The following is a 25,334-nucleotide window of genomic DNA, read 5'->3' on the forward strand; positions in this document are numbered from 1 at the left end:
ATCGTCGCCGCCACCCGCGGTCCCCGCGTACGGGTTAACCCCCAGGCCCGTCGACCGGCCCACCGGATGGTGGCGGCCGCCGTGATCCACAACCCTGGAGGAGCCGCAGACAGCGGAAACCCCACAGACGAAGAGGCCCGCCATGCTGACCCGCCGCGCCGCCCTGCTCTCGGCCGTCGCCGCCACCCTCCTGCCCGGCATCACCGCGCGCACCGCGTCCGCGGCCCCCCGCACAGCGGGCCTGCTGAAGCCGACCCTGCCGCCGCCGAGCGGCCCGCACCCCGTGGGGACGCTCTCCCTGCGCCTCGTCGACCGCACCCGCAGCGACCCCTGGGTCCCGTCCCGGCCGTACCGGGAGCTGATGGTCAGCGTCCGCTACCCGGCCCGCGCCGTCGACGGACATCCCGCCGCCCCGCAGATGCTTCCGGGCGAGGCCGCCGCGTTCGATGTCCTCAACAGTTTCACCGGCGTGCCCGCCGGCGTCGTCGACTGGTCGGCCACGCGCACGCACGCCCACGAGGGCGCCCCGATCGACCGCTCCGCGTCCCCGCGTCCGGTGATCTGCTACTCGCCCGGCGCGGGGGACCCGCGCTCCCTCGGTACCACGCTCTGCGACGACCTGGCCTCCCGGGGTCATGTCGTGGTGATGCTCGACCACACCTACGACGCCGTGGCCGTCCAGTTCCCCGACGGGCGGGTCGAGAAGACCGTTCTGCCGGCCGAGTACGACAAGGCGTCCCCGGACGAGGGCCGCATCACGGCCCTGCTGCGCAAGACGCTGGCCGTCCGCGTGGCCGACGTCCGCTTCCTCCTCGACGCCCTGCCCGGAGCGCTCCCCGGAGAGCTGAGCGGTGCCCTGGACATGGACCGCGTCGGCATGTTCGGCCAGTCGGCGGGCGGCTTCACCGCCCTGCAGGCCATGCACGACGACCGGCGCATCGCGGCGGCGGCCGATCTCGACGGCGTCCTGGCGTACGTCCAGCAGGACAGCACGCCCGGCAACCTCTCCACCGTCGCCGCCGACGGCCTGGACCGGCCGTTCCTGCTGATGGGCATGGACGGCAACGACCTCGACGGCGTGCCGTCGTGGGACGCGCTGTGGCGGCACAGCCCAGGCTGGCACCGGGGCCTGACCCTGCGGGGCGCGGAACACGCGACGTACACCGACGCGGAGGCGCTGATCCCGCAGCTCGCCCACCGGCTGGGCCTGCCCCGCGAGACGGTCGTGGCGAACATCGGCACCATCCCGCCGAGGCGCGCCATCGCCGCCGAACGGGCCTGCCTCGCCGCCTTCTTCGACCGCTGGCTGCGGGGCCGGGACGACGACGGCCTGCTGGACGGCAGGTCGGGCCGCTACCCCGAGATGCGGATGTTCCCCCAACGGCCGGCGTGACAACCCCCGTTCAGGAGCGCTGCGCCACCCCCGCCAGCCGTGTCGGCGGCAGGTACTCGCGGACATAGGTCCGTTCCCAGCACGCCCCTGTCTCCCGCAGCTCGCGCCAACTCGTGTACCGGTAGCGGAACAGCCGGGCCCGTACGAAGCGCGGCGGCTCGTCCGGCGGGAACGGGGAGCGGCGCAGCAGCCGCAGCGTGTCGCGGTCGTTCTCCAGCAGCCGCTCCACCAGCCCGCCGAACCAGGTGTCGGCATAGGCGGGGGAGAGCGCCGCGAACCACATCAGCCAGTCCAGGCGGAGGTGGTACGGCGCGAACTGGCGCGGCCAGCGCCGGGGATCGCCCGGCTTGCCCCGGAACTCGTACTCCCGCCAGTCGGAGTCCTCGCGGGGCACGTCGTCGGCGGTGCCCTCGATCACCACCTCGTACCTGATCCGGCTGACGCTGCCGAACGCGCCGTAGGTGTTCACCAGATGGAGCGGGTCGAAGGAGCGGTTCATGATCTGGCGGCGGGAGACCATGTTGGCGACGGGACGGTAGCTGAGCGCGACGAGCAGGACGGCGACCGCCGCCACCAGCACCTCGTACCACAGCGGGGTGGCCGGCACGGACGACGGGGCGCCGGAGGGGAGCGCGAGCGCGGACGCCGCCAGCACGATGGTGATCCAGTTCAGCCAGGAGAAGTTGCCCGACAGCACCAGCCAGAGCTGCGTGACGATCATCAGGGACGCGGCCGCCGTGGCGATCGGCTGAGGGGTGAAGAGCAGGACCGGCACGACGAGCTGGGTGACGTGGTTCGCGGCCACCTCGACCCGGTGCGCGGGCGCCGGCAGGTGGTGGAAGAACCAGCTGAGCGGGCCCGGCATCGGCTGCGTCTCGTGGTGGTAGTACAGGCACGTCAGCTTCCGCCAGCACGCGTCCCCGCGCATCTTGATCAGCCCCGCGCCGAACTCGACGCGGAAGAGGATCCAGCGGAGCAGAAAGAGCACGAGGACCGGCGGGGCCACCTCGTCGTTGCCGAGGAAGACGGCGAGGAAGCCGACCTCCAGGAGCAGGGACTCCCAGCCGAACGCGTACCAGGTCTGGCCGACGTTGACGATCGACAGGTACAGCAGCCAGGGCAGCAGCCACAGCAGCATCCCGCCCCACAGGGGCAGCCGGGAGTCCAGGCCGGCGGCCAGCGCCGCGGCGACCGCGCAGCCCGTCCAGGCGCACAGCGCGAAGAAGCGGTCGGAGTAGTGCAGTTGGAACAGGCTGGGGGCGCGCCGGAAGGGCACCCGGGCGGTGAAGCGGGGGACCGGCAGCATGCCCCGCTCCCCGATGAGCGCCCGGAACTGCAGGGCCGCCGAGAGGAACGCCACGAGGTACAGTCCGGCCAGGGCCCGCTGGAAGACCAGCCGGCTCGTCCAGTACGCGGGTGCGGTGAACCAGTCCACGGCCGTGCGCTCCTCACTTCATCGTCACGCCGGAACCCTGCGTCACGCTCCGTGTAACCATCTTCCGCCTGCGTAACCCGTGGGGTCATCGTGGCACGGTCGTGAAGCAAAACAGGACGAATGTGTACTGTCGTCCCGGTCGAAGAATCGGTCAAACCCTGGCAAGGTGGCTCCATGGTTGATCGGGGAGCGAGCGCCCTGTCACTCCCGGACGACTGGCCCGCCCACCCGGATCCGATCCTGGCGCTCAACCGCATGGGCAGTTTCGACTGGGACCTGGACAGCGGCCTGTTCCACATGGACGCCCAGGCCCACGAGGTCTTCGACGTGCGCCCCGACGAATTCGACGGCCACCCCGAGCACCTCTCCGTCCGGGTGCCGCCCGCCGAGGCCTACCGCCTCGACGCCCTGGTCGCCCAGGCCATGAAGGACGGCAGCGAGAACTACGGCGCCTACTTCCGCATCCGCCGCCGCGACGGCAGCCTGCGCTGGACCCACACCCAGGGCCACATCCGGCGCGACGAGACCGGCCGCCCGCGCCGCATCATCGGCATCGTCCGTGACGCGACCCAGGAGCTCGCCGAACTCGCCGCCCACGAGGAGCGGACCGCCCAGGAGGAGGCCCGGCGCGACCAGTCCAGCGTCGTGCAGCTCACCACGGCCGCCCTCGCCCACGCCCGCACCGTGCAGGACGTCATCGACGTCCTCAAGGACACCCAGGGCCTCACCCATCTCGGCGCCACCAGCATGGTCATGGGCCTGGTGGAGGCCGGCCGCATCCGGCTGATCGCCGAGGGCCCCGAGGGCAGCTTCGTGCCCGGCACCCTCGTCACCCGGATCGACGAGCCCTACCCGATGAGCGAGGTCGTACGGACCCTCACACCCCGCTTCATCGAGTCCCCCGAGGAGTTCGCGGAGGGCTATCCCATCCTGTGGCCGCACATCACCGACCTGGAGATCACCGCGGCCGCCTACCTCCCGCTGATCGTGCAGGCCCGCCCGATCGGCGCCATGGGCCTGCTCTACAGCGACCGGCGCGGGTTCTCGCCCGACGAGCGCGACGTCCTGCTCGCCCTGGGCAGCAGCATCGCGCAGAGCCTGCAGCGGGCCACCTTCTACGAACAGGAGAAGGACCTCGCCACCGGCCTCCAGCAGGCCATGCTGCCGCGCACCATCCCCAGCGTCCGCGGCGCCGACGTCGCCGTGCGCTACCGCTCGGCCTCCCTCGGCCGGGACATCGGCGGCGACTGGTACGACCTGATCCCGCTGCCCGGCGGCCGGGTCGGCGCCGTCATCGGCGACGTCCAGGGCCACGACACGCACGCGGCCGCCGTCATGGGCCAGCTGCGGATCGTGCTGCGCGCCTACGCCGCCGAGGGCCACACACCGGCCACCGTCATGGCCCGCGCCTCGGTCTTCCTCCACGAACTCGACACCGACCGCTTCGCGACCTGCCTGTACGCCGAGGCCGACCTCGCCACCGGAGTGGTCCAGGTGGTCCGGGCCGGCCACATCGACCCCCTGATCCGCGACGAGGACGGCGGCTGCCACCGCGTTTCGGTCCCGGGCGGTCTGCCGCTCGGCCTGTCCGCCGAGTTCGGCAGCCTCGAATACCCCGTCGGAACCATCGAGCTCGACCCCGGCCACACGCTCATGCTGTGCACCGACGGCCTGGTCGAACAGCCCGGCGCCGACCTCGACGACGGCATGCGGACCCTGACCGCCCTCATCGCCGCCGGCCCGAACGACGTACGCGACCTCGCGGACTGCCTCATCGACGTCGCCGAGGAACGCGGCGGCGACGACGACGTCGCCCTGCTGCTGATGCGCCGCCGCGGCCTGGACGCCCCCCGCTCCGGCGGCCGGCTCCAGCAGCACGTGGCCCCCGGCGATCCCGAGGCCCTCACCGAGGCCCGCCACATGATCCGGGCCGCGGTCCGCGCCTGGGGGGCCAAGGACCGTGCCGACGAGATCGAGCTGGTCGCCGACGAGCTGATCACCAACGCGCTCATGCACACCGAGGGCTCCGCGATCCTCACCCTGAGGGTGCTCACGAGCAGCGAGCGGAGGCTGCGCGTGGAGGTGGAGGACTCCTCCAGCGCCCTGCCGCGCCGCCGCGAGGCGGGGTATTCGGGCGTCTCGGGCCGGGGCCTGCTCCTGGTCGACCTGCTCACGGACGTGTGGGGGGTGGAGGCGCGCGGCGGCGGCAAGTGCGTGTGGTGCGAGTTCCTGATGCCGTGACCGGGCCGGCCCGCCTGGCGCTGTCGGTGCCGGGTGGCACTCTGGACGTATGCCGGAACTCCCCGAGGTCGAAGCGCTCAAGGACTTCCTGACCGAGCACCTGGTCGGACACGAGATGGTGCGGGTGCTGCCCGTCGCGATCAGCGTCCTGAAGACCTACGACCCCCCGCTCTCCGCCGTCGAGGGCCGTACGGTCACCGCGGTGCGGCGGCACGGCAAGTTCCTCGACCTCGCGACCGACGGCGGCCCGCACTTCGTGACCCATCTGGCCCGCGCCGGCTGGCTGCAGTGGAAGGACCGGCTGCCCGACGGCCCGCCCCGCCCCGGCAAGGGCCCCCTCGCCCTGCGCGTGGCCCTGGAGACCGGCGAGGGCTTCGACCTCACCGAGGCCGGCACCCAGAAGCGCCTCGCGGTGTACGTCGTCCAGGACCCCCACGAGGTCCCGGGCATCGCCCGCCTCGGCCCGGACCCCCTCGCCGACACCTTCGACGAGCGGGCGTTCGCCGCGCTCCTGGAGTCCGAGAGGCGGCAGATCAAGGGCGCCCTGCGCGACCAGGGCCTGATCGCCGGGGTGGGCAACGCCTACAGCGACGAGATCCTGCACGCGGCGAAGATGTCCCCGTTCAAACTGGCCGCGTCCCTCACCCCCGAGGAGACCACCCGCCTCTACGAGGCCCTGCGCACCACCCTCACCGAGGCGGTCGAGCGCTCCCGCGGGCTGGCGGCGGGCCGGCTGAAGGCGGAGAAGAAGAGCGGTCTGCGTGTCCACGGCCGCACCGGCGAGCCCTGCCCGGTCTGCGGGGACACCATCCGCGAGGTCTCCTTCAGCGATTCCTCGCTGCAGTACTGCCCGACGTGCCAGACGGGCGGCAAGCCGCTCGCGGACCGGAGGATGTCGCGGCTGCTGAAGTAGCGGACCAAATACACGCGCCACAGTCGAGGCGAGGAGAACCATCGGCGATCTGGGCCAGAGCGGCCAAGCGTCTTCGGAAACATTGTCAAGGGCATCAAAGACCCCTTAATGAAACATATTGGCCCATGTGTTAAGTCGTGGGCGCCACCAGGGTGGAGATGAGCCCAGCCTCCCCCTTTCTCTCTCGGACTCCGGCACGTCGAGGAGGTCGGATCATGACGAGGGCCATCCGTGTCGAAGTGTTGCCCGCCAGACTCGGCGACTGCCTGCTCGTGGAGTGTGCCCGGCCTGGCAGGGCGCCGTGGCGCATGCTTGTAGACGGGGGTCCCCCGGACACGTGGCCGACCCTGGAAGGGAGGCTGAAACGGCTGGACCCGACCAGGCGCTGCATCGACCTCGCAGTGGTGACACATGTGGACGGCGATCACAGCGGCGGCATGATCCCGTTCCTCGGCAGCTCATATGCCGATGACCTCGGCGACTGCTGGTTCAACGGCCGTTCGCATCTGCCTGGTCCTCTGCCGCTGCCTGGCCTTGTGCGGAGCGTGAGTCAGGGCGATAGCATCACCACGGAACTCGAAGGCCAGGGAACCGGCCGTGTGCTGCCCTGGAACATGGCATTCGGCGGGGGCCCGATCGACACCGGGAGCGCCGCGGGATTCATTGAGGTGGCGATTCCGGGCGGCCCGTGCCTTACCGTGCTCTCGCCGACCACGAAGCGACTGGCCGTTCTCGGTACAGTCTGGTCGCGTTCCCTAGCCGATGCCCGGCGCGGGCGATCCAGCGCGATCATGCCCGATGTGCCGGAACCTCTGGAGGATCTGGCGACCCTCGCAGCCGAATGCACGCCCAAGGACTCCTCGCCCACCAACGGCAGCAGCGTCGCGCTGCTGGTCGAGCATCGCGGAGCCAGCGTCGTCCTCGCAGCGGATGCCTTCGACACCGTTCTCGGGGCCGGACTGACGGGCGTGGCGGCGGCTCGTGGGCTCGCCGTTCTCCCGGTGGACGCTTTCAAGTTGCCCCATCACGCCAGCAAGTGCAACGTGTCGGAGGCAATGCTGAAAGTCGCGCCCGCGCGGCACTACCTCGTGTCGACCAACGGCGACACGTTTCACCATCCCGATGACGTAGCCCTGGCCCGCGTCGTGCTGACGGCGCCGACCGGATCGACGCTGTGGTTCAACTATCAGACATCGCGCACCGAGAGGTGGGCCGATCCGACGTTGTGCGCAGGTTATGGCTACACCGCACGCTTCCCGGAAGACCCCAAAGTCGGCACGGTGCTCGAACTCCCGGCGAGGCCATGATGCCCAGCAGCCACCTCCACAGCGTTGTGCTCGACTTGCTGATCCGGGAGGAGCAGCGAGGCGCTCCTGGCCCGCGTCTCGTAGCTGCAGAACGCAGGTCCCGCCGCCGACCTCGCGACGCGCAGGCACAACTCGAGGTGTGCCTTGCCGCGCTGGCCGCAGGGGAACCGAAACGGGTCTTGACACAGCTGGAGCGTTCACGACTGCGACCGCGGGTCACGGCGGCTCTCACCGAGTGGGCCAACCGGCTCGATCGCAACTGGTACCCGGGAGACGTCGGCGCCGAGTTGGCCGGAAGTACCGGGGGAGTGTCCGTTGAGCCACGTCCCGGTGACGCCGACGAGGAACTACTCGAACAAGTGGTCCACAACGGGCCCCCCGGACTTTTCACTCCCCGCGCACTCGTGGAGGGATGCCTGCGCACGGGTGCCGTTGCGACGGCGCAGCAGGCAGCTGGTGCGGCCTGGACTCAGCTGAACACGCTGTGGCAGTACGCCAACCTGCAGGGCTTGTCCTCCCTCGCCGCTTGGGCCACTTTGGCGGGAGCCGACCTGATGAGACGCGACGGGAATCCGCAGGCTGATCAACTGCTGGCGGACGCCCGTCGCCAGATCGCCGTTCTCGGCGACGCGGGGCGCATGGCCCTGACGTATCTCGTAGAGGGAGACTGGTATGCCACCCCAGGCAGTTCTCCCGAGGCACTCGGCTGGGATCTGGCACCTCAACAGGCTCCGAGTCCGCTGCAGCCTGCAGACATGAGTCGGGCATCCGCTCTCTACGACCAGGCTGAATGCCTGCTCGGAGGTACCGACCTGCCGCGACTGCGTGCAGCGCTGTCGTTGCGCAAGTCCCTGCTCGCCCGGTTCGCAGGGGACGCGGAAGCCCGGCACCGCCATCTCGAAGCGGCCGTTGTCGGCTTCGACTCCGCCGGCGACTCGGCGGGTTACCACCTCGCGATGATGCATCGGCTCGTGGCCGACATCGACGACGGCACACTGGGCCGCCATGCACTTGATCTCGGAGGTGGCTGGCACCGCCCCAGGCACGGGCCGGTTGCCGAAACTGTGGCGTGGGCGGAGACTGCGGGCAGCAGCAGCTGGTGCGTCGGCCTTGGCCGACTTCTCGAGAGGTGCGGGGATCACTGGGCCGCGCAGCGCAGCACCCCGCGGTCCCGCGTCGCCTACCTTTCCGCACTGCACCTGATATCGGTGGATCCTGACCTTCCGACGCGGACCCTCATCACAGCGGTGGCCAAGGCCGACAGCGACAGCAATCTCGCCTGCAATGCGCTGCTGCGTCTTGAGCGGGCTTTCGGGCCGTACTTCGAGGAAACCGCTGACCAGCAGGACGAGTTCGGCTTCTCGCAGAAGGTCGAAGCATCCTTCGTTCTGCTTTCGGCGCTGCGAGATGAGTCGCGCGGTCCCGCGGCGCTGTTGGCTGCGGAACGGATGGCGCATGTGGGACGGCAACTGGCCATCGACGCAGATCGGCTCCGTGCGGCTCTGCCACCCTTGGGGCAGCCGGTCTTCACGACGCTGGACGACTTGCGCAGTGGTCTGCGCGAGGAGCAGGACGACGGTTCGTTCGCGGCTCAGGTCGCCCGCGTCCAGGCCGACATGGTCCGCATGCAGCTCTCGCTGCTGGCACAGGCCCAGCGCAGTGTCGACACCGCAAGGGTGCTCGGGCAACTGGCCAGGGCCGAAGCCGCCCAGCGCACCGGCCGCTTGGCCGAGGCGGACCGGTGGTTCGCCCGAGCGATTGAAGCCGCGAGAGGGCCAGGCGTGGACACTTACCTACTGCCCGTGGCATTGATCGCGAACCAGCGCCTCGACGAAGCGAGAACAGCGATGCTCGCCTGCGGACGGCAGATCCCCGATGACCTCCAACTGCCGTTGTGGGTGAGGGTGAAGGATTACGATCAGGCCCTTGCGACACTTGCCCGCAGGGAGGCGGACGGTTTCGTTGCGCAGGACTGGCGGGACTTGCTGTGCCTTGCCGAACTCCACCTGGCGCGTGGCAAACCCACTGAGGCCAGGCAACTGGTCGGCGAAGCCATCGCAGTCTTTGAAGACACCGTGCGGCTGTTGCTCCGGGACCCGGAACGGCTTGAGGCGTGCGATCAGCCCGATGTGGCCGCCCTCTACAGCACTCTCGCGATGACCTATCTCTCCCGCCAGGGCCCGACTGCACCCGCCGAGGCGGAAGCCTCTTTCGAGGCCGCCGAGTTCGCTCGGTCGCTCTCCTCCGACGCCGACCTCGGGAGGGCCGACCAGGCATCCCGTACAGCCTGGCAGCACGCCGCGGCTGAGTACGCGGCCGCCGCTCACCAGCTCCTTGCTGAATGGCCCTCGGCGGTAGAGGAGCAGAAAGACTTCACCGTCCTCGACACGCTGGACGAAGCGCTGGCTCAAGCCGAACACGCCGTTGACGCGCAGGACCGCGGCATCCTCCTCCGTCGCGCCGCTCGCCCACGGCAGCCAACCGCCGCCCAACTGCGACACCGTATGCCCGCGGGAACGCTGCTTCTGGAGTACCTCGCCGTCGGCGACGACCTTCTCGCCTGGGCGATGACCCGTGACATGGTCCGTCCGACGCGTGAATCGGTCCCGCTGCGGCACCTCACCGCGCTGGTTCGCGAATTTCACACTGCCTGCGCGGAGGGATACGCTCCCGCCACGGAACTCACCTCTCTGCTCCTGGAGCCGTTCGAGGATCTGCTGCGCGTCCATCCCCGGCTCGTGGTCGTACCGTTCGGCCCACTGAATCTGGTGCCGTTCCACGCGCTGCCCTGTGGAGGGACACCACTTGCCCTCAGCCACATCGTCTCTTACGCGCAGAGTGCGGTGAGTGTGTGGGAACCCGGCGGCGATTTCGACCAGCCGTTCCTGCCGGCCCGACCGCTGGTCGTGGCCGACCCCGCGTTCGATGACGGCGCCCATCCGGGACTGCCTCGGCTGCCTGGTGCCGGATTGGAGGCCCAAGCGGTCAAGCGGGCACTGCGCGTGCCGGCCGAGCGCGTGCTCGTGGGTACCGACGCGACCGAGGCGGACGTGCTCAGACTGCTGGCGGACTGCGACCTGCTCCACATATCCAGCCACAGTCACCTCGACGAATTGTCACCGTTCGCCTCGTCTCTGGTCCTGGCAGGGGCCGACGACCTCACTGTGGCCGACCTCACTGGTCTGCGGTTCGGCATCCGTCTCGCCGTGTTCACGGGGTGCGACACCGGGCGTGGGCAGGCCACCCTCGGCGGCGACCTGATCGGGCTGACCCGGACACTGCTGCGCGGTGGTGCCCGACGTTGTGTCGTCTCCCTGTGGCCGGTCGATGACTGGGTCGTGCCCGTTCTCATGGCGAACTTCTACGACGGCTTGGCTCGGCAACTGTCACCGGCCGCCGCCTTGGCTCGGGCACAGCGAGCGGTACACGACATGAGCGCCGAACAACTACAAACCGCCTGCACCGCTCTCGGTGGGGATGCGGACACCGACGGCAGCAGGCGTCGCGGCGTTGTCCTGGACCCCGCCCTGCGTGACGACGCAGAGCTTCCGGGCGGCGACGCGGAACGCTACTGGGCTTCATTCATCCTCATGGAATGACGACGGGAGGCCGACCATGGGTGAGATGTCGCAGGACTCCGTGCGCAACCTTGTGCTGTGCCTCGACGGCACCAGAAACGAGCCAGAGACCGGTACCACCAACGTGTCCCGCATCTTCGACGTGGCTGTCAAGAACCACCGTCAACTGGTTTTCTACCACCCGGGTGTCGGCGTCATGGGTGCCCGTGGTGCGGTCACTTCGCTCGGCCAGAAGGCTACGCGTGTCGCAGGCCTCATTGGAGGTTTCGGAGTCAAGGACAACCTAGAAGAAGCGTATAGGTTCCTAGTGCACAACTACCGGTCCGGCGACCGGATCTTCGTCTTCGGGTTCTCCCGTGGTGCCTACACGGCACAGGCGCTGACAGGGATGCTGCGCACGGTAGGACTGCTCCGGTCCGGCGCGGAGAATCTCATCCCCTACGCAGTGAAGCTGTACGCAACCAGCAACACGCGCCGGGCGACGACGGAGCAAACGAACCGCTACTTCCGTCGCCGGGAACGGTTCGCGCGTCAGTTCGGCAATCCTGCCTTCCCGGAAGCATTCGACAGCTCGCGCCACCAGGTGCACTTCCTCGGCGTGTGGGACACGGTGAAATCCGTCGGCTGGCTGAACTGGAAAGCGCAGATCGAACAGGTCCGTTGGCCCTTCACCGCGAAGATCGTCAACGTGGACGCCGCACGGCAGGCCCTGGCGATCGACGAGCGGCGACACGCCTACAAGGAATACCGTTTCGACGGGAAGACTGTGAAGGACTCGGGTGGGCGTTACGAAGAAATGTGGTTCGCTGGCGCCCACAGCGACATCGGCGGCACGTTCGATGATGATCACGACCTGTCGGACATCGCCTTTGCCTGGATGGTGGAGGAGGCTGCGCAAGCGGGCCTGCGGGTCGACCCTCAGAAGTACCGCCGACTGCTCAAGGTCCGTTATGGCGCGAAACTCCCGGTGGACCGGGCTACGGGCAAGATCCACACCAACTCTGCTGGCTGGTGGTTCCTGGGAGGTTGGCACAGGCGTCACGTCCAGCCTGGGGACCAGATACATCCCAGCGTCTTCGACCGCATACACGCCACGGCAGGCACGGCTTGCCCGTATCGGCTGCCGTGATCAGCCCGCCCGTCCGGATACCGGGGTGCCGGCGGAAGGTATGGGGACGTATGACTCGGCGCATGGCGATCATGCCGGGCACGCATCCGGGGTGTGCGGACCGGTTGTGGCAGTTCGGCACTCAAGCGACGAGGGCAGGGCACGCCGCTCCAAGATGTGCTGTCCGAGACGACGACGAGCCATGGACGCCGTCGCGCCCCAACCGCGCGGAGCAGGCGGAGGGTACGGATGTGCCGACCGAGGTCATTGGGCCAGACTCGTGGAGCGCCCTCATCCGCAACCCGAGCGGGCCACCTTCGTCCACCGTACGTCGACCGCTTTTCGACCAGGCTCCGTGATCCGGGACCGGCGTGGAGATGGCTCCTGATCAGCCGCGCGCCTGGACAGTGACCAGGTGCTCGCCCTGCGCCGTGCGCAGTTCGTAGCGGGCGATCTCGGCGGTGTGCATGGCCGTGCTGCCGCTCATCGTGATGGGGCGGGCGTCGTGGTCCGGGACCATCCAGCTGGTCACGATCTGCTCGGAGCCGTCGCGGCCGACGGCCACCAGACGGCAGGCCCGCGGACCGGCGCCGTCCTTGACCTCGAGCTCCACGGCGCTGCCCATGTCCGCGTCCGCCGTGGTCACCTGGGCCCACACGCCGGTCTTCGCGTCGGTCGCCGCCATCCGCACGGAACCGTCGCCGCCACCGGCGAGCATCATGATCCCGGGGGCGGCCGCCGCGATGGCGACCGAGGCGGCCAGGCCGTACAGGAAACGCCGGCGGGTGGCCCGCTGCCGGGTGGCCACCGCGGCCATCAGCCGGTCCAGCAGCTGGGGGCCGGGGCGGGTCATGGGGCTCACGAACCGTGGCGTCGACCGGCGGTACAGCATCATCTGCCGGGTGACGGGCCCGAATTCGGTCACGTGAGCGGCGCAGTGCGCGCACTCCATGAGGTGGTCCTCGAAGCGGAAGGCATCCGCCTCGTCCAGCACGCCGAGCGCGTACGCGGCGACGTCGCGATGCCTCTCCTGGGACCTCATGCCGAAACCTCGTGCCGTTGGGTGCGGGTTGGGTTACTCCTTGCTCCCACCGGTACGGACCAGACCGCCGAATCACTCAAGGCTCACAGGAATCGCAACCAAGAGGTTCGGAGCGGCCCGGCCCCCGGATTGGTCCGGATCGAAAGACGTCTAGAAAAGGTGGATGGCGAGATGGCCGAGGGGCAGTCCGAGCTGCCACGCCTTCGTCCACACCTTGGGGCCTTCGTCCTCCCCGACCCCTACGGCTCCGCCGGGAACGGCGTTCAGATCGGGCGCGAGCAACTCGGTCTCCTCCAGCCAGCGCCAGGCCGCGGCCGCGAGTTCGAGGTCCGGCGCGGGCCCGCCCGCGGCGGCCGCCTCGGCGGCGATGTCGGCCATCCGCTCGCGCACCCAGTCCTGCCACGGCTGGTCGTAGGCCGTCAGGGACAGCCAGGTCTCCAGCTGGGACACCACCCGGATGCCGGAGAGTTCGCCGTCGGTGTCCGACAGGAAGACGGTCAGGGCCAGGGCGTCGCGCCCGGCGCGGAACTCCATGGACGTCGGCGGCATCAGGTCGCCCGTGCGCAGCAGCTCGTCGGCGATGTACTCCGCGTACAACCAGGCCATGGGGACGACCAGTTCCCCGCCGGTGCCGTCCGTGCTCTCGTGACCTCTGTCCAGCATCCCTTCCTGCCTTCCTCCGGTGCGTGCGCGTCTGCCCGAGCACCCGGGCCCTGGGGCCGCGGCGCCGGAAAACCGGTGCCACGGCCCCATCCGGAACACGGATGAGGACAGCCGATTACTCAACCGGGGTCCTCAGCAAGGCGCTTTACGGAGGTTTGACTGATCCGTTGGTTTCACCGCAGGTCGGCCGCATATCCGGGAAGCACCCGGCGCAGGGCGCGCAGCGCGTAGTACGCGCGGGACTTCACGGTACCGGCAGGGATTCCGAGGGCTTCGGCGGCTTCCGCCACACTCGCCCCCTGGAAGTACACGAGCACCAGGACTTCGCGGTGCTCGGGAGTGAGTGTCTTCACAGCCTCGCGTACGTCGAGCGCGGCGGCGGCCCGCTCGGCGTGGTCGGCGATCACCCGTGAGTTCTCCAGGATCGCGTCACCCACCTCGGCCGGCCGCGCCTGCCGGGCCCGCCGTGCGTCGATGGCCAGCCGCCGTCCCACGGTCATCAGCCACGGCCGTACGGACTCGAAGTCGTCTGCGCGCAGCGCCTCGGGATGCTGCCAGGCGCGCACGAGGGTCTCCTGCACCAGGTCCTCGGCGCGCTGGCGGTCGCCGTCACAGAGCCGGAGCAGGAGCGCGAAGAGGGGCCGGCCGTGCTCCCGCTGCAGTGCGGCGAGCTCGTGCTCGGCGGTCGTCCCGTTCGTGAGGGTGGTTCCGGCCGTCATGCGCGTATGGCATCGCAGGGGGCGGATTCGGGACAGGGGCCGCGCCGGGATCTGCGACGGACGGTCGATCGCGTCGACGAACGGTACGACGAACGGTCCGTGACGGTCCGTTCACACCGGGGCGGGGTCCGCTCCCGCGTGCCGGACGGGCTAATCGGCGGGTCGAAGCCGGAGACGGGGCAGACCAGTTCGTACCTTTTGTGAGTAAATATGACTACAGTGGGGTGAGCTGATGATTGCACGCAGACAGCAGGTTGCCCTGGCCCTCACGGCCGTCCTCGCCGGAGGCGCCGCCTGCCAGGCCCAGCACCACGAAGCGGCGCCGCGGTCGGGGCGGCCCGCCCCGGTCCCCGCCCGCGGGTTCACGCTCGTCGCCTCCGGTGACGTGCTGCCGCACACCTCGATCATCGACCGCGCGCGCTTCGACGGCGGCGGCAGCCGCTACGACTTCCGCCCGATGCTCGCGGGGGTCCGGCCCATCGTCTCCCGCGCCGATCTGGCGCTGTGTCACATGGAGACCGTCTACGGGGAGAACGGCGACTACACCGGCTATCCCGTCTTCAAGTCCCCGCCCGAGGTGGCCCAGGGCCTCGCCGCCACCGGCTACGACGGCTGCTCCACCGCCTCCAACCACAGCCTCGACGACGGCGCCGCGGGCATCGCCCGCACCCTCGACGCCCTCGACCGCGCGGGCGTACGGCACGCGGGCTCGGCGCGCACGGAGGCCGAGGCGCACACCGCGACCATCCTCCAGGCGGGGCCGGCGAAGGTCGCCCACCTCGCCTACACCTACGACACCAACGGCATCCCGATGCCGGCGGGCGAGCCGTGGGCCGTCAACCTCATCGACCCGGGTCGGATCGTCGCGGACGCGCGCGCCGCCCGGCAGGCCGGCGCCGACGTGGTGGTCGTCTCCCTGCACTGGGGCACGGAGTGGCAGGACGAACCGGACGCGCAACAGCTCGACCTGGCCCGGACGCTCACCGCCTCCCGCACCGGCGGCCGCCCCGACATCGACCTCATCCTCGGCACCCACGCCCACGTCCCGCAGGCCTACGAGAAGGTCAACGGCACCTGGGTGATCTACGGCATGGGCGACCAGATCGCCGGCGAGATGACCAACCAGCAGGGCGTCCAGGACCCCCGGGGCGACCAGTCCACCCTCGGCCGCTTCACTTTCGCCCCGCCCGCCCGCCCCGGCGGACGCTGGGAGGTGACCAGGGCCGAGTTCATCCCGCAGATGTTCGACGTCGACGCCGGACGGGTGGTCGACCTCAACCGGGCGATCGACCAGGGCGCCGGCCTGCAGGGGGTGCGCGACCGCATCCGGGACGTCGTGCTCAGCCGCGGCGCGGCCAAGGACGGCCTGGTGATGGGGCAGTAGGTCAGTCGGTCAGTCCGGGTCGGGCTCGGCGTGGTCGAAGGTCTTCAGCATCTCCTTCAGCACGCGCGTGCACGCCCTCAGGTCGGCGTCGGTGAGGTCGCCGCCGACCTGCCGGTTCAAAGCGTGTTCGCGGGCCAGGATCGTGTCGATCATCGCCTCGCCCTCCGGGGTGATCCGGATCAGCGAGGACCGCTGGTGGGCCGGGTTGGGTGTGACCTCGGCCCAGCCCTCGGCCACCGCGTCGTTGACCATGCGCTGCACGAACTGACGAGTCAGGGTCATGATCCTGCCCATCTGCGGCACCGTCATCGCCCCGTGCCGGCGCAGCAGGGCGAGCACGGAGCGCACGCCGACGGAGACCCCCTCGACCTGCTGGCCCTGCTCGATCTTGCGCAGGCCGCGCCGGTAGAGCGCGCCGATCAGGTCGAACACCTCGGAGACGCGGTGACCGAGTTCGTCGGGGGGCAGTGGGGCGTCGTCGTCGTTCACCCCGACATCATGCACCGGACCATCATGACAACCAGATTGTCAAACGCTCCAGAAGATGACACCTTGGTTGTCATGACGATCGCTTCCGAACTGAGCTACTACACGTCCACCGACGGCGACCTCGCCTATCTCGACACCGGTGCGGGCGACCTCGTGGTCCTGCTGCACCCCGGCTACGTCGACCACCGGGTCTTCGACGACCAGATCCCCGCCCTCGCGGCCGCCGGCCACCGCGTGATCGCCCCGGACACGCGCGGCCACGGCTCCTCCGCCAACGCCACCGGGCCCTTCCGCTGGGCCGACGACCTCGCCGCACTGCTGCGCCACCTCGACGCGGGTCCCGCCGTCGTCGTCGGCGTCTCGATGGGCGGCGTGATCGCCACCGACACGGTGCTGGAGCACCCCGAACTGGTCCGTGCCGTCGTCACCTGCGGCGCCGCGACCGGCGACTGGCAGTACACGGACGAGTGGACCCGGGGGATCCAGGCCGAGTACGCCCGCACCCTGGGCGCCGGTGATCTGGAGGGGTGGCTGGAGGCGTTCCTGCGGGTCGTGCCCGGACCGCACCGCGACGCCGGCGACGTCGACCCGGACATCGGGCGCCGGCTGCGGGAGATGGCCTTCCGGACGATGTCGAAGCACACGCCCGGTGAGACGGACTGGCTGGTGCGCGTGACCGACTCCTGGTCCCGCCTGCCGAAGATCGACGTCCCCGTCCTCGCCGTCAACGGCACCCTGGAGCCCGTCGAACTCCTCGACGCCGCCCGGCGGCTGGCCGCGACCGTCCCCGACGGGCGCGCCGAGACCATCGAGGGCGTCGCCCACTACCTGAACATGGAGAAGCCGGAGGAATTCAACGCCGTCCTGCTGGACTTCCTGGGCAGCCTGTAGATCCCCTCTCGGACTACGGCACCACTGTCACCGGCCAGCGCCCCGCCTTCACCAGGCGCACCGCCACCGACCCCACGATCCGGTGGCCCGCCTGCTCCGAGGCGCCCACCACCACCGCGTCCGCCTTGAGTTCGTCCGCTGCCTTCACCAGACCGCCGTAAGGGTCGCCGCGGAAGGTGTGGAACTCCCAGCGCACGTCGAATATCCCCTTCGTGCGCTCGGTGGCCTCGCGGATCTGCTTGACCAGGTCCTCGGCGATCTCGTCCGTCGTCTCCGCCACCGGCGCCCCCATCGCCGCGCCCGCCGCCATCACCGGCTGGACGTAGACGACGGCGAGCAGCGCCCGCTGACGCCGGGCCAGACCCCCGGCGTACGCCGCCGCCCGAAGGGAGGAGTCGGAGCCGTCCACGCCGACGACGATGACCTTGGGCCCGTCGGTACCCCGCTCGAACCGGTGCGAGTGCTGTTCCGTCACGGCTGTGAGGCTATCGGAACGCCCAGGTCCGCCCCGTGCGCGGGACCTCGGGGAAGCGTGACGGCCCGTTCCTTCCTACAGTCGGTACATGAGTGCCACGGCGGAGGCCTCCGCGCGCAGGGAAGCGCCGGGCCCGACACCTCAGCCCGGAACCGGCCCGACGAGCAAGGTGCCCGAGGCCTTCGCGGCCTTCTTCGGCGCCCTCGCCGTCCTGTGCGCCCTGCTGGCCGTCATCCCGCCCCTGCGCCTCCTGCTGCGCCCCGTCGTCCGCTTCCTCGACCTGATCACCGTCCCGGTCAGCGCCAACCTCGCCTACGCCGTCTTCCTGCTGCTGCTGGCCGGCGCGACCGCCGCCCGCAAGAAGGTCGCCTGGTGGCTGGTGGTGGTGTACCTGGGGCTGCTGGTCGTCGACGACGCCGTCGACGTGCTGTTCGGCCGCCTGTACGCCGAGGCGCTGCCGTCCCTCGTCGTCTGCGGACTGCTGCTCGTCGTGCTGATCGTCGCCCGCCGGGAGTTCTACGCCGCCTCGCGCCCGGCCGCCGTCCGCCGCGCGGTCGGTGTCCTCGTCGCCGGCCTCGCCCTGGGCATCCTCGCCGGCTGGGGACTGGTCGAGCTGTTCCCCGGCACCCTGCCCTGGGGCCAGCGGCTGCTGTGGGCCGCCAACCGGGTGTGCGGCGGCCTGGTCTCCGCCCGTTCCTTCGACGGCCGCCCGCCCCGCGCCCTGCACTTCCTGCTCGGCCTGTTCGGCGCCCTCGCCCTCCTCAACGCGGCCGCCACCCTGTTCCGCTCCCAGCGCATGCAATCCGCCCTGCACGGCGACGAGGAACCCCGCATCCGCGCCCTGCTCGGCGCCTACGGCGAGAACGACTCCCTCGGCTACTTCGCGACCCGCCGCGACAAGGCCGTCGTCTTCTCGCCCAGCGGCAAGGCCGCCGTCACCTACCGCGTGGAGGCCGGCGTCTGCCTGGCCAGCGGCGACCCCGTCGGCGACCGCGAGGCATGGCCGCACGCCATCGCCGCCTGGCAGGACGTGGCCCGCCGGCACGCCTGGGCGCCGGCGGCGATGGGCGCCTCGGAGGACGGCGCCAAGGCGTACGCCCGCGCCGGCCTCGGCGCGCTCCAGCTCGGCGACGAGGCGATCCTGAACGTCGCCGACTTCGACCTCGACGGCCGCGACATGCGGGTGACCCGGCAGGCCGTCCACCGCGTCCGCCGCACCGGCGCCACCAGCCGCATCCGCCGCCACTCCGCTCTCACCGACGCGGAGATGGAGGAGATCGTCGACAGGGCCGACGCCTGGCGCGACACCGAGACCGAACGCGGCTTCTCCATGGCCCTGGACCGCCTCGGCGACCCGGCCGACGGCGACTGCCTCCTCGTGGAGGCCCTCGGCCCGGACGGCCGGCTGCTCGCCCTGCTCTCCTTCGTCCCCTGGGGCGGCGACGGCGTCTCCCTCGACCTGATGCGCCGTGACCGCACCGCGCCCAACGGCGTCATGGAGTTCATGGTCGCCGAACTGTGCGCCGCGGCCCCCAAGCTGGGCGTACGCCGGATCTCCCTGAACTTCGCCGTCTTCCGCTCGGTCTTCGAGGAGGGCGCCCGCATCGGCGCCGGACCGGTCCTCAGGCTCTGGCGGCGACTGCTGCTGTTCTTCTCCCGCTGGTGGCAGCTGGAGGCCCTGTACCGCTCCAACGCCAAGTACCACCCGCAGTGGTACCCGCGCTTCATCTGCTACGGCGACGCGGGCGCCCTCGCCCGCATCGGCCTGGCCTCCGGAATCGCCGAAGGCTTCGTCTCCGTACCGTCGATGCGCAAACTCTGGGGAAAAGGGCACTCGAAGACAGCGACCAGGCCCGCCACGACGGAGGGCCTGCCGTCGCTGTCGGCGCTCGGCCTCGACGGAGGGGGCGAGGCCGGGCCCGGCGACCCGTCGGCCGGCCTGCCCGAACAAGTCCGCGTCCGGCATCGCACCCTGGACCGCCTGCGCGCCGAGGGCACGGAACCCTACCCGGTGGGCGTCCCCGCCCCCACCCACGCCCTCGCGGACGTCCGCGAGGGCGAGCACGTCACCGTCGCCGGCCGGATCATGCTCGTCCGCGACTTCGGCGGCATCGTCTTCGTCGTCCTGCGCGACTGGTCCGGTGATCGCCAACTCGCGCTCACCCGCGCCGAGTCAGGACCCGCCCTCGACCGGTTCACCGCCGACACCGACATCGGCGACCACATCACCGCCACCGGCGAGGCCGGCGTCAGCGACAAGGGCGAACCCACCGTCTTCGTCACCTCCTGGCAGCTGACCGGCAAGTGCCTGCGCCCCCTGCCCGACAAACGCCGGGGCCTGGCCGACCCCGAGGCCAAGGTCCGCATGCGCTACGTCGACCTGATCTCCGGGCCCGACGCCCGCGAGATCGTCCGCGCCCGCTCCACCGCCGTACAGGCCCTGCGCCAGGGCCTGCTGGAGCGCGGCTACCTGGAGGTCGAGACGCCGATGCTCCAGCAGATCCATGGCGGAGCCAACGCCCGCCCCTTCACCACCCACATCAACGCCTACGACCTCGACCTGTACCTGCGCATCGCCCCCGAGCTCTACCTCAAGCGGCTGTGCGTCGGCGGCCTGGAGAAGGTCTTCGAGATGGGCCGCACCTTCCGCAACGAGGGCGTCTCCTACAAGCACAACCCCGAGTTCACCATGCTGGAGGCCTACCAGGCCTTCGCCGACTACGACGTGATGCTCGACCTCACCCGCGAACTCATCCAGGGCGCCGCCACCGCCGCGTTCGGCACACCCGTCGCCCGCAAGGACGGCAAGGAGTACGACATCTCGGGCAGGTGGCCGGTCAAGACGGTCCACGGCGCGATCTCGGAGGCCCTGGGGGAGGAGATCGACGCGGACACGGGCCTGCCCGCGCTGCGGCGGCTCTGCGACCGGGCGGGCGTGCCGCACACCTCCGACGACGGCCGCGGCGACGTCGTCCTGGAGATGTACGAGCGGCTGGTGGAGGAGAAGACCCGGCTGCCCACCTTCTACAAGGACTTCCCCACCGACGTCTCCCCGCTCACCCGGCAGCACCGCGCCGACCCGCGGCTCGCCGAGCGCTGGGACCTGGTCGCCTTCGGCACCGAACTGGGCACCGCCTACTCGGAGCTGACCGACCCGGTCGAGCAGCGCCGCCGCCTGACCGCCCAGTCCCTGCTCGCCGCCGGGGGAGACCCCGAGGCCATGGAGCTGGACGAGGACTTCCTCGACGCCCTCGAGTACGCGATGCCGCCCACCGGCGGCCTCGGCATCGGCGTGGACCGGCTGGTCATGTTCCTCACCGGCCGCACGATCCGGGAGACGCTGCCCTTCCCGCTGGTGCGCCGCCGCTGACCCGGCCCCCTCCGCTTGGGCCGAGCGGGTGCATTCCCGCCGCCGCCGCGGTGTCGCTGCGGGGCGTCTGCCCCTCGCCGGGCGACTGATGAGTCATGAAGAAGGATCAGTTCCTCACGCGCCGCCGGATGCTGATCGCCGGCGCCGCCGCCCTGGGTGCCGCCGGCACCGCCGGCGCGTTCGCACTGGGCGCGGGCGACGAGCCGGCGCGCCCGGCCGCCTCCGCCGCCGCCGGGCCGCAGGCACGTCCCGTGCTCAAGCCCTCCGCCTACCGTCTCCAGCCCCTGACCGGCTACGGACCGCCGCACCGGACGGCCGCCCGCACCGCCGTCCGCCACGAGCCGTTCCTGCGTATCTCCGGGGCCGGTCGCACCATGGTGCTGACCTTCGACGACGGCCCCGACCCCCGCTACACCCCGCACATCCTGGACACCCTGGCCGAACACGACGTCCGCGCCATGTTCTTCGTGTGCGGGGAGCAGGCCGACTGGAACCGGGACCTGCTGGCCCGGATGGCCGACGAGGGGCACGTCGTCGGCAACCACACCTGGTCCCACCCCCTGCTGACCCGGATGACCCGCCGCCAGATCCGCTCGGAGCTGCAGCGCACCAGCAAGGTCATCGAGGACGCCTACGGAGAGCGTCCGCTGTGGTTCCGCGCGCCGTACGGGGCGTGGAACCGCTCCGTCTTCCAGATCGAGGCCGAACTGGGCATGGAGCCCATGGCCTGGACGATCGACACCGAGGACTGGACCACACCAGGCACCAGCGTGATCGTCGACCACGTCGAGGACGGCGCCGCCCCCGGCGTCGTGGTGCTCTCGCACGACGCCGGGGGCGACCGCTCCCAGAGCGTCCGGGCACTGAAGCGGTATCTGCCGCACCTGCTGGATTCCGGCTACCACCTCACCGTGCCCAGGCGCCGCCCCATTTGACGGAGCCGCGCCCGCCCGGCCGGGGATCGCTCAGCGGACCTCGGCCAGGCGGGCGAAGACGACGACATTGCCGTCGTAACCGTGCTGCTTCGAAAAACCGCCGCCGCAGGTGATGACCCGCAATTCCGGCTCCCCCTTGGAACCGTAGACACGGTCGCCGGGGAAATTGTTCTTCGCGAAGACCTCGATGCCGTAGATCTCGAACACGGCCGTCTTTCCGTCCTTGCGGGCGACCTCGATGCGATTTCCCTTCTTCAGCGCCCCGAGTCCGTAGAAGACGGCGGGGCCCGACTTGTTGTCCACGTGACCGACGACGACCGCTGTCCCCTTCTCCCCGGGCGACACCGCGCCGGTGAACCAGCCCGCCAGATTCGGGTCCTCCGGCGGGGGCGCGCCGACCCAGCCGTCCGAGTCCAGGCCCACCGGCATGACCGGCGCGTCGACCCGGATCGTGGGAATCCTGACCCGGTCGGGCACGGCGTACGGCAACGCCTGGACCTTGGCCGAGGTGCCGGGGACCCGGCTGTCCGCCGCGGCCGCCGAGGCGGGCTGCGGCGGACCGACGTCGAATTCTCCCGACCCGTTCCGAATGAGCGCGAGGCCGGTCAGCAGAACAAGCGCTATCACGCCCCAAGGAGCGCGCTTCTTGGGCTGCTCCTCTTCTTCGGCCAGCTCGAACGCAGACATTCGACTTCCCCTCTCGACGCGGCCGTCGCCACGTCATTCGCGCATACGAGAACGCTAAGTCCCGCGCACGCGACCGGCGACGGGGCACAAGCCGAACGGGTGGCCCCGCATGTTGCCGGTGCGCCATCCGAGTTGCCGCTCCCAGGAATTTTCTGACGGTCCGTGACCTGCGGAGATATCCGATTGTGCGGTTGTCGTCCGGCGTGTCCTCTCACCAGGACGGACCAGCGCCGAAATGCGGGCCGCCGCACGGCAACTGAGGGTCGTAGCGGGAGGCGCTTTCTCGCCGATCGACCGGGGACGGGACCCGGGGCGTCTTCCGCGGAGGATCACATGCGTACCACTCGTGCCCTGGCGGCCTCGGCCGCCGTGGTCGCCACCCTCGGGCTCGCCGCCCCGACGGCCGTCGCACGCGACGGCATGCCCATCACCCTGAGCAACCTCGTCGCCCTGCCCAGCGTCATCGCCCGCGGCGGGCAGCTGACCATCACCGTCGACGGCTGCCCGGGGCTGGCCGTGGCGACCTCCGACGCGTTCTCGTCCACGACGCTGAACCGGGTCGCGAACAGCAACACGTCGAGGGGCACCGCGACGGTCAACACCAACGCCCGCACCGGTTCGCACAGCATCACGGTGACCTGCGGCAGCCAGACCCTGACCAATCCCACCGCCTACACCGTGATCGGCGGTGTCCGCGGCGGCCTCGGCGGCAGCTCCTCCACCGGGGCCACCCCGACCGACATGGCCATCGGCGGCGGACTGGTCGCGGCGGCCGTCATCGGCGGCGGCTTGTTCCTGATGCGCCGCCGGTCGGAGAGGCGGATCTGAGCTCCTCCCCCTTCGGAGCGCGGATCGCACGGACCGCACACCTCGCACGTCGAACGGCCCCCGCCCCGGATCCTCGGCCAGGATCCGGGGCGGGGGCATGCGCGCGAGGTCCCGGTCAGGCGCCGTCCTCGCCGCCGCGGCGCCGGGAGAAGTGGTAGGCCGCCCCGACCGATCCGGCGATCAGCGCCGCGCCGAGACCGATCTCCCGGAGGTCGAACCCGGCGATGCTGCCGCCCTCGCCCGCCCGCACACCCCGGTCGGGGTTGGCCGGCGTGACCGGCAGTGGCGTGGGGCCCGCCGGCCGGCCGCCCGCGATGGTCAGATCCGTCGACCCGCTCATCCCGTCGCAGGCGAACGTCACCTGATACACCGCCATGGCCTTGGCGGTCACATCCACCGTCGCCGTCCCGGACGAGCGTCCGCGCGGGATCGTGACGGTGTCGAAGACGGCCGAGGAGACGGTCACCGACCCCTTGCAGCCGCCGTTGTCCCGGTCGAGCCGGAAGGTGATCCGGCCGCCCGCCGCGATGGTCGTGGGCAGGACGCTGAAGCCGAACGGCGTGACGTTGCCGCCGTCGCTCGCGACGGCGGGCGGTGCGGAGAAGGTGAGGGCGCCGAGGCCCAGCAGTGCGGCCGAAGCGACGCGTATCGCGCGCATGGTGAATCCTCCGGGTCCCCGAGGAGCAGCTGCGGACCTTTTCCGCTTGCGCCATAAATGCACCTCGATGACCGAAACGCTAGGAACATGTGTGCGCTTGCGCGATCTCAGTCGCGCGAATGGGGCACAACGCTGGGCCACCCAGGGGACACGCACGGCGTGGTGCCCTGTTTCCGGATGGCCCGTCGGGTGAGCGGCTGTCAGGCGTTCAGGTGCGGGAAGAGATGGAGGAAGGGGGCCGCGGACGCCGTGATGCCCCGGCTGTAGGGCGCGTCGAAGTCCCAGATGAGGAAGAGCAGAAAGGCGATCAGGGCGGAGAACAGCCCGGCGAGGACCAGCTCGCGCGCGGTGCGCCGGATCTGGAGTGCGAAGACCATGCCGATGGTGATCACGGCCCCGCTCAGCAGCCCGAACCACACCACGCCCGGCATGATCGCCCCGAGCGAGTCCGCGCGGGCGCTGCGGGCCTGCGCGGCCGTGGTCACCTGGTCGAGCAGCGGCTGGTAGGCCTGGGCCTCGAAGTCGTTCGCCGGCTGGTAGTCGGTGACGTCGTGGCGGACGCGGTCGAAGAGCTCGTCGCCGCGCGCGGTCGTCCTCGCGTGGTCGGCCATCGTCTTCCACTCGGTGGTGACGACCTGTCCGACATAGGCGTTGACATCCTCCCGGATGCGGTCGCGCACGTCGGGCGGATAGACCCGCACCCGCTCCGAGATCTCGTGCAGCGCGACCGCCTCCGTCTGCACGTGGTCCTGGGCGGCGCTGCGGCCCTCCCACACCCCGGCGATGGCGAGGCCCAGGACGATGGCGTACACCACGCCGATCCACATGGTCATGTACTCGATGACGTCCGGGGTCTCGCTGGGGTCCTCGTCCTCGGGCGCGGCCTTGTGGCGTACGACCGTGATGAGGACCACCACGACGCACGCGGCCAGCATCGCGAGGGTGAGAACAAGCCAATCCGGCAAGAGGTGCCTCCAGGAGTCAGCGGGGGCGCAGTGCGGCGACGGCGATCGCGGCGGGCGCGGTGATGAGCAGGACGAAGGTCAGCGGTGAGGGACCGTCGTGGCGGAGCGTGTGCGGCGCGGGCGCCCGGTAGCGCGGATAGCTCACGGGGGCGGCCGACGGGCGCGGTGCCGGCTCGGGTGACGGCTTCGGAGGCGGGGGTGGGGCGGGGGCCGGAGGTGGTGGAGGTGGTGGAGGTGGCGGTGGCGGTGGGGC

General features: G+C 70.7%; 21 protein-coding genes. 11 read left to right on the forward strand and 10 right to left on the reverse strand.

Annotation, left to right across the window (positions count from 1 at the left end; translation table 11 throughout):
* Positions 1-142: 142 nt before the first annotated feature.
* A complete protein-coding gene (locus M8J74_RS03610; RefSeq protein WP_249835020.1) occupies positions 143-1,393 on the forward strand; it encodes an alpha/beta hydrolase family protein in 1,251 nt (416 codons plus the stop codon).
* Between the two features lie 10 nt (positions 1,394-1,403).
* Here the strand turns inward: M8J74_RS03610 and M8J74_RS03615 are convergent, their stop codons facing one another.
* Positions 1,404-2,828 carry a lipase maturation factor family protein gene (locus tag M8J74_RS03615; RefSeq protein ID WP_249835021.1) on the reverse strand — a complete coding sequence of 475 codons (1,425 nt, stop codon included), beginning with the start codon at positions 2,826-2,828 and terminating at the stop codon, positions 1,404-1,406.
* 174 nt (positions 2,829-3,002) lie between these two features.
* On the opposite strand from M8J74_RS03615, the gene M8J74_RS03620 reads away from it, so the two are divergent.
* The 5 genes from M8J74_RS03620 to M8J74_RS03640 all read left to right on the forward strand — a co-directional run bounded on the left by M8J74_RS03620 (position 3,003) and on the right by M8J74_RS03640 (position 11,996).
* Positions 3,003-5,069: a SpoIIE family protein phosphatase gene (locus tag M8J74_RS03620; RefSeq protein ID WP_249835022.1), complete on the forward strand. Its 2,067-nt coding sequence runs from the start codon at positions 3,003-3,005 to the stop codon at positions 5,067-5,069.
* Positions 5,070-5,118: 49 nt separating this feature from the next.
* Positions 5,119-5,982 (forward strand): Fpg/Nei family DNA glycosylase, encoded by an 864-nt coding sequence (locus M8J74_RS03625; RefSeq protein WP_249835023.1) that lies wholly within the window; start codon positions 5,119-5,121, stop codon positions 5,980-5,982.
* Positions 5,983-6,197: 215 nt separating this feature from the next.
* Positions 6,198-7,289: a ComEC/Rec2 family competence protein gene (locus M8J74_RS03630; RefSeq protein ID WP_249835024.1), complete on the forward strand. Its 1,092-nt coding sequence runs from the start codon at positions 6,198-6,200 to the stop codon at positions 7,287-7,289.
* 554 nt (positions 7,290-7,843) lie between these two features.
* Positions 7,844-10,888 carry a CHAT domain-containing protein gene (locus M8J74_RS03635; RefSeq protein WP_249835025.1) on the forward strand — a complete coding sequence of 1,015 codons (3,045 nt, stop codon included), beginning with the start codon at positions 7,844-7,846 and terminating at the stop codon, positions 10,886-10,888.
* Between the two features lie 16 nt (positions 10,889-10,904).
* Positions 10,905-11,996, forward strand: coding sequence for a T6SS phospholipase effector Tle1-like catalytic domain-containing protein (locus M8J74_RS03640; RefSeq protein ID WP_249835026.1), 1,092 nt, complete (start codon positions 10,905-10,907; stop codon positions 11,994-11,996).
* A gap of 367 nt (positions 11,997-12,363) precedes the next feature.
* Here M8J74_RS03640 and M8J74_RS03645 read toward each other — a convergent pair whose 3' ends face one another.
* From M8J74_RS03645 to M8J74_RS03655, 3 genes are all read right to left on the reverse strand, one after another.
* Positions 12,364-13,017 carry a zf-HC2 domain-containing protein gene (locus M8J74_RS03645; protein ID WP_249835027.1) on the reverse strand — a complete coding sequence of 218 codons (654 nt, stop codon included), beginning with the start codon at positions 13,015-13,017 and terminating at the stop codon, positions 12,364-12,366.
* A gap of 150 nt (positions 13,018-13,167) precedes the next feature.
* The gene (locus M8J74_RS03650) at positions 13,168-13,680 is read right to left on the reverse strand and encodes a hypothetical protein (RefSeq protein WP_249835028.1); all 513 of its coding nucleotides are present in this window, start codon (positions 13,678-13,680) and stop codon (positions 13,168-13,170) included.
* A 173-nt stretch (positions 13,681-13,853) separates the two neighbouring features.
* Positions 13,854-14,399 carry a sigma-70 family RNA polymerase sigma factor gene (locus tag M8J74_RS03655; RefSeq protein ID WP_058921633.1) on the reverse strand — a complete coding sequence of 182 codons (546 nt, stop codon included), beginning with the start codon at positions 14,397-14,399 and terminating at the stop codon, positions 13,854-13,856.
* A gap of 232 nt (positions 14,400-14,631) precedes the next feature.
* On the opposite strand from M8J74_RS03655, the gene M8J74_RS03660 reads away from it, so the two are divergent.
* Positions 14,632-15,783, forward strand: coding sequence for a CapA family protein (locus tag M8J74_RS03660; RefSeq protein WP_249835029.1), 1,152 nt, complete (start codon positions 14,632-14,634; stop codon positions 15,781-15,783).
* Between the two features lie 9 nt (positions 15,784-15,792).
* Here the strand turns inward: M8J74_RS03660 and M8J74_RS03665 are convergent, their stop codons facing one another.
* Entirely contained in the window at positions 15,793-16,272 is a 480-nt protein-coding gene (locus M8J74_RS03665; RefSeq protein ID WP_249835030.1) for a MarR family winged helix-turn-helix transcriptional regulator, read from the reverse strand.
* 72 nt (positions 16,273-16,344) lie between these two features.
* On the opposite strand from M8J74_RS03665, the gene M8J74_RS03670 reads away from it, so the two are divergent.
* Entirely contained in the window at positions 16,345-17,163 is an 819-nt protein-coding gene (locus tag M8J74_RS03670) for an alpha/beta fold hydrolase (RefSeq protein WP_249835031.1), read from the forward strand.
* A gap of 13 nt (positions 17,164-17,176) precedes the next feature.
* Here M8J74_RS03670 and M8J74_RS03675 read toward each other — a convergent pair whose 3' ends face one another.
* The gene (locus M8J74_RS03675; RefSeq protein WP_249835032.1) at positions 17,177-17,638 is read right to left on the reverse strand and encodes a universal stress protein; all 462 of its coding nucleotides are present in this window, start codon (positions 17,636-17,638) and stop codon (positions 17,177-17,179) included.
* A gap of 88 nt (positions 17,639-17,726) precedes the next feature.
* On the opposite strand from M8J74_RS03675, the gene lysX reads away from it, so the two are divergent.
* Positions 17,727-21,008, forward strand: coding sequence for a bifunctional lysylphosphatidylglycerol synthetase/lysine--tRNA ligase LysX (gene lysX, locus M8J74_RS03680; RefSeq protein WP_249835033.1), 3,282 nt, complete (start codon positions 17,727-17,729; stop codon positions 21,006-21,008).
* Positions 21,009-21,103: 95 nt separating this feature from the next.
* Entirely contained in the window at positions 21,104-21,943 is an 840-nt protein-coding gene (locus M8J74_RS03685) for a polysaccharide deacetylase family protein (RefSeq protein WP_249835034.1), read from the forward strand.
* Positions 21,944-21,973: 30 nt separating this feature from the next.
* On the opposite strand, the gene M8J74_RS03690 is transcribed toward M8J74_RS03685, so the two are convergent.
* The gene (locus M8J74_RS03690; protein ID WP_249835035.1) at positions 21,974-22,630 is read right to left on the reverse strand and encodes a class F sortase; all 657 of its coding nucleotides are present in this window, start codon (positions 22,628-22,630) and stop codon (positions 21,974-21,976) included.
* A gap of 333 nt (positions 22,631-22,963) precedes the next feature.
* On the opposite strand from M8J74_RS03690, the gene M8J74_RS03695 reads away from it, so the two are divergent.
* Positions 22,964-23,458 carry a hypothetical protein gene (locus M8J74_RS03695; protein WP_249835036.1) on the forward strand — a complete coding sequence of 165 codons (495 nt, stop codon included), beginning with the start codon at positions 22,964-22,966 and terminating at the stop codon, positions 23,456-23,458.
* Between the two features lie 115 nt (positions 23,459-23,573).
* Here M8J74_RS03695 and M8J74_RS03700 read toward each other — a convergent pair whose 3' ends face one another.
* The 3 genes from M8J74_RS03700 to M8J74_RS44400 all read right to left on the reverse strand — a co-directional run bounded on the left by M8J74_RS03700 (position 23,574) and on the right by M8J74_RS44400 (position 25,226).
* Complete coding sequence (locus M8J74_RS03700) at positions 23,574-24,116, reverse strand: hypothetical protein (protein ID WP_249835037.1); 543 nt, start codon at positions 24,114-24,116, stop codon at positions 23,574-23,576.
* A gap of 200 nt (positions 24,117-24,316) precedes the next feature.
* Positions 24,317-25,081 (reverse strand): bestrophin-like domain, encoded by a 765-nt coding sequence (locus tag M8J74_RS03705; protein WP_249835038.1) that lies wholly within the window; start codon positions 25,079-25,081, stop codon positions 24,317-24,319.
* Positions 25,082-25,097: 16 nt separating this feature from the next.
* A complete protein-coding gene (locus tag M8J74_RS44400) occupies positions 25,098-25,226 on the reverse strand; it encodes a hypothetical protein (protein WP_283947740.1) in 129 nt (42 codons plus the stop codon).
* Positions 25,227-25,334 lie beyond the last annotated feature (108 nt).

The organism is Streptomyces panaciradicis (assembly GCF_023516615.1).
Taxonomy (GTDB): Bacteria; Actinomycetota; Actinomycetes; order Streptomycetales; family Streptomycetaceae; genus Streptomyces; species Streptomyces panaciradicis.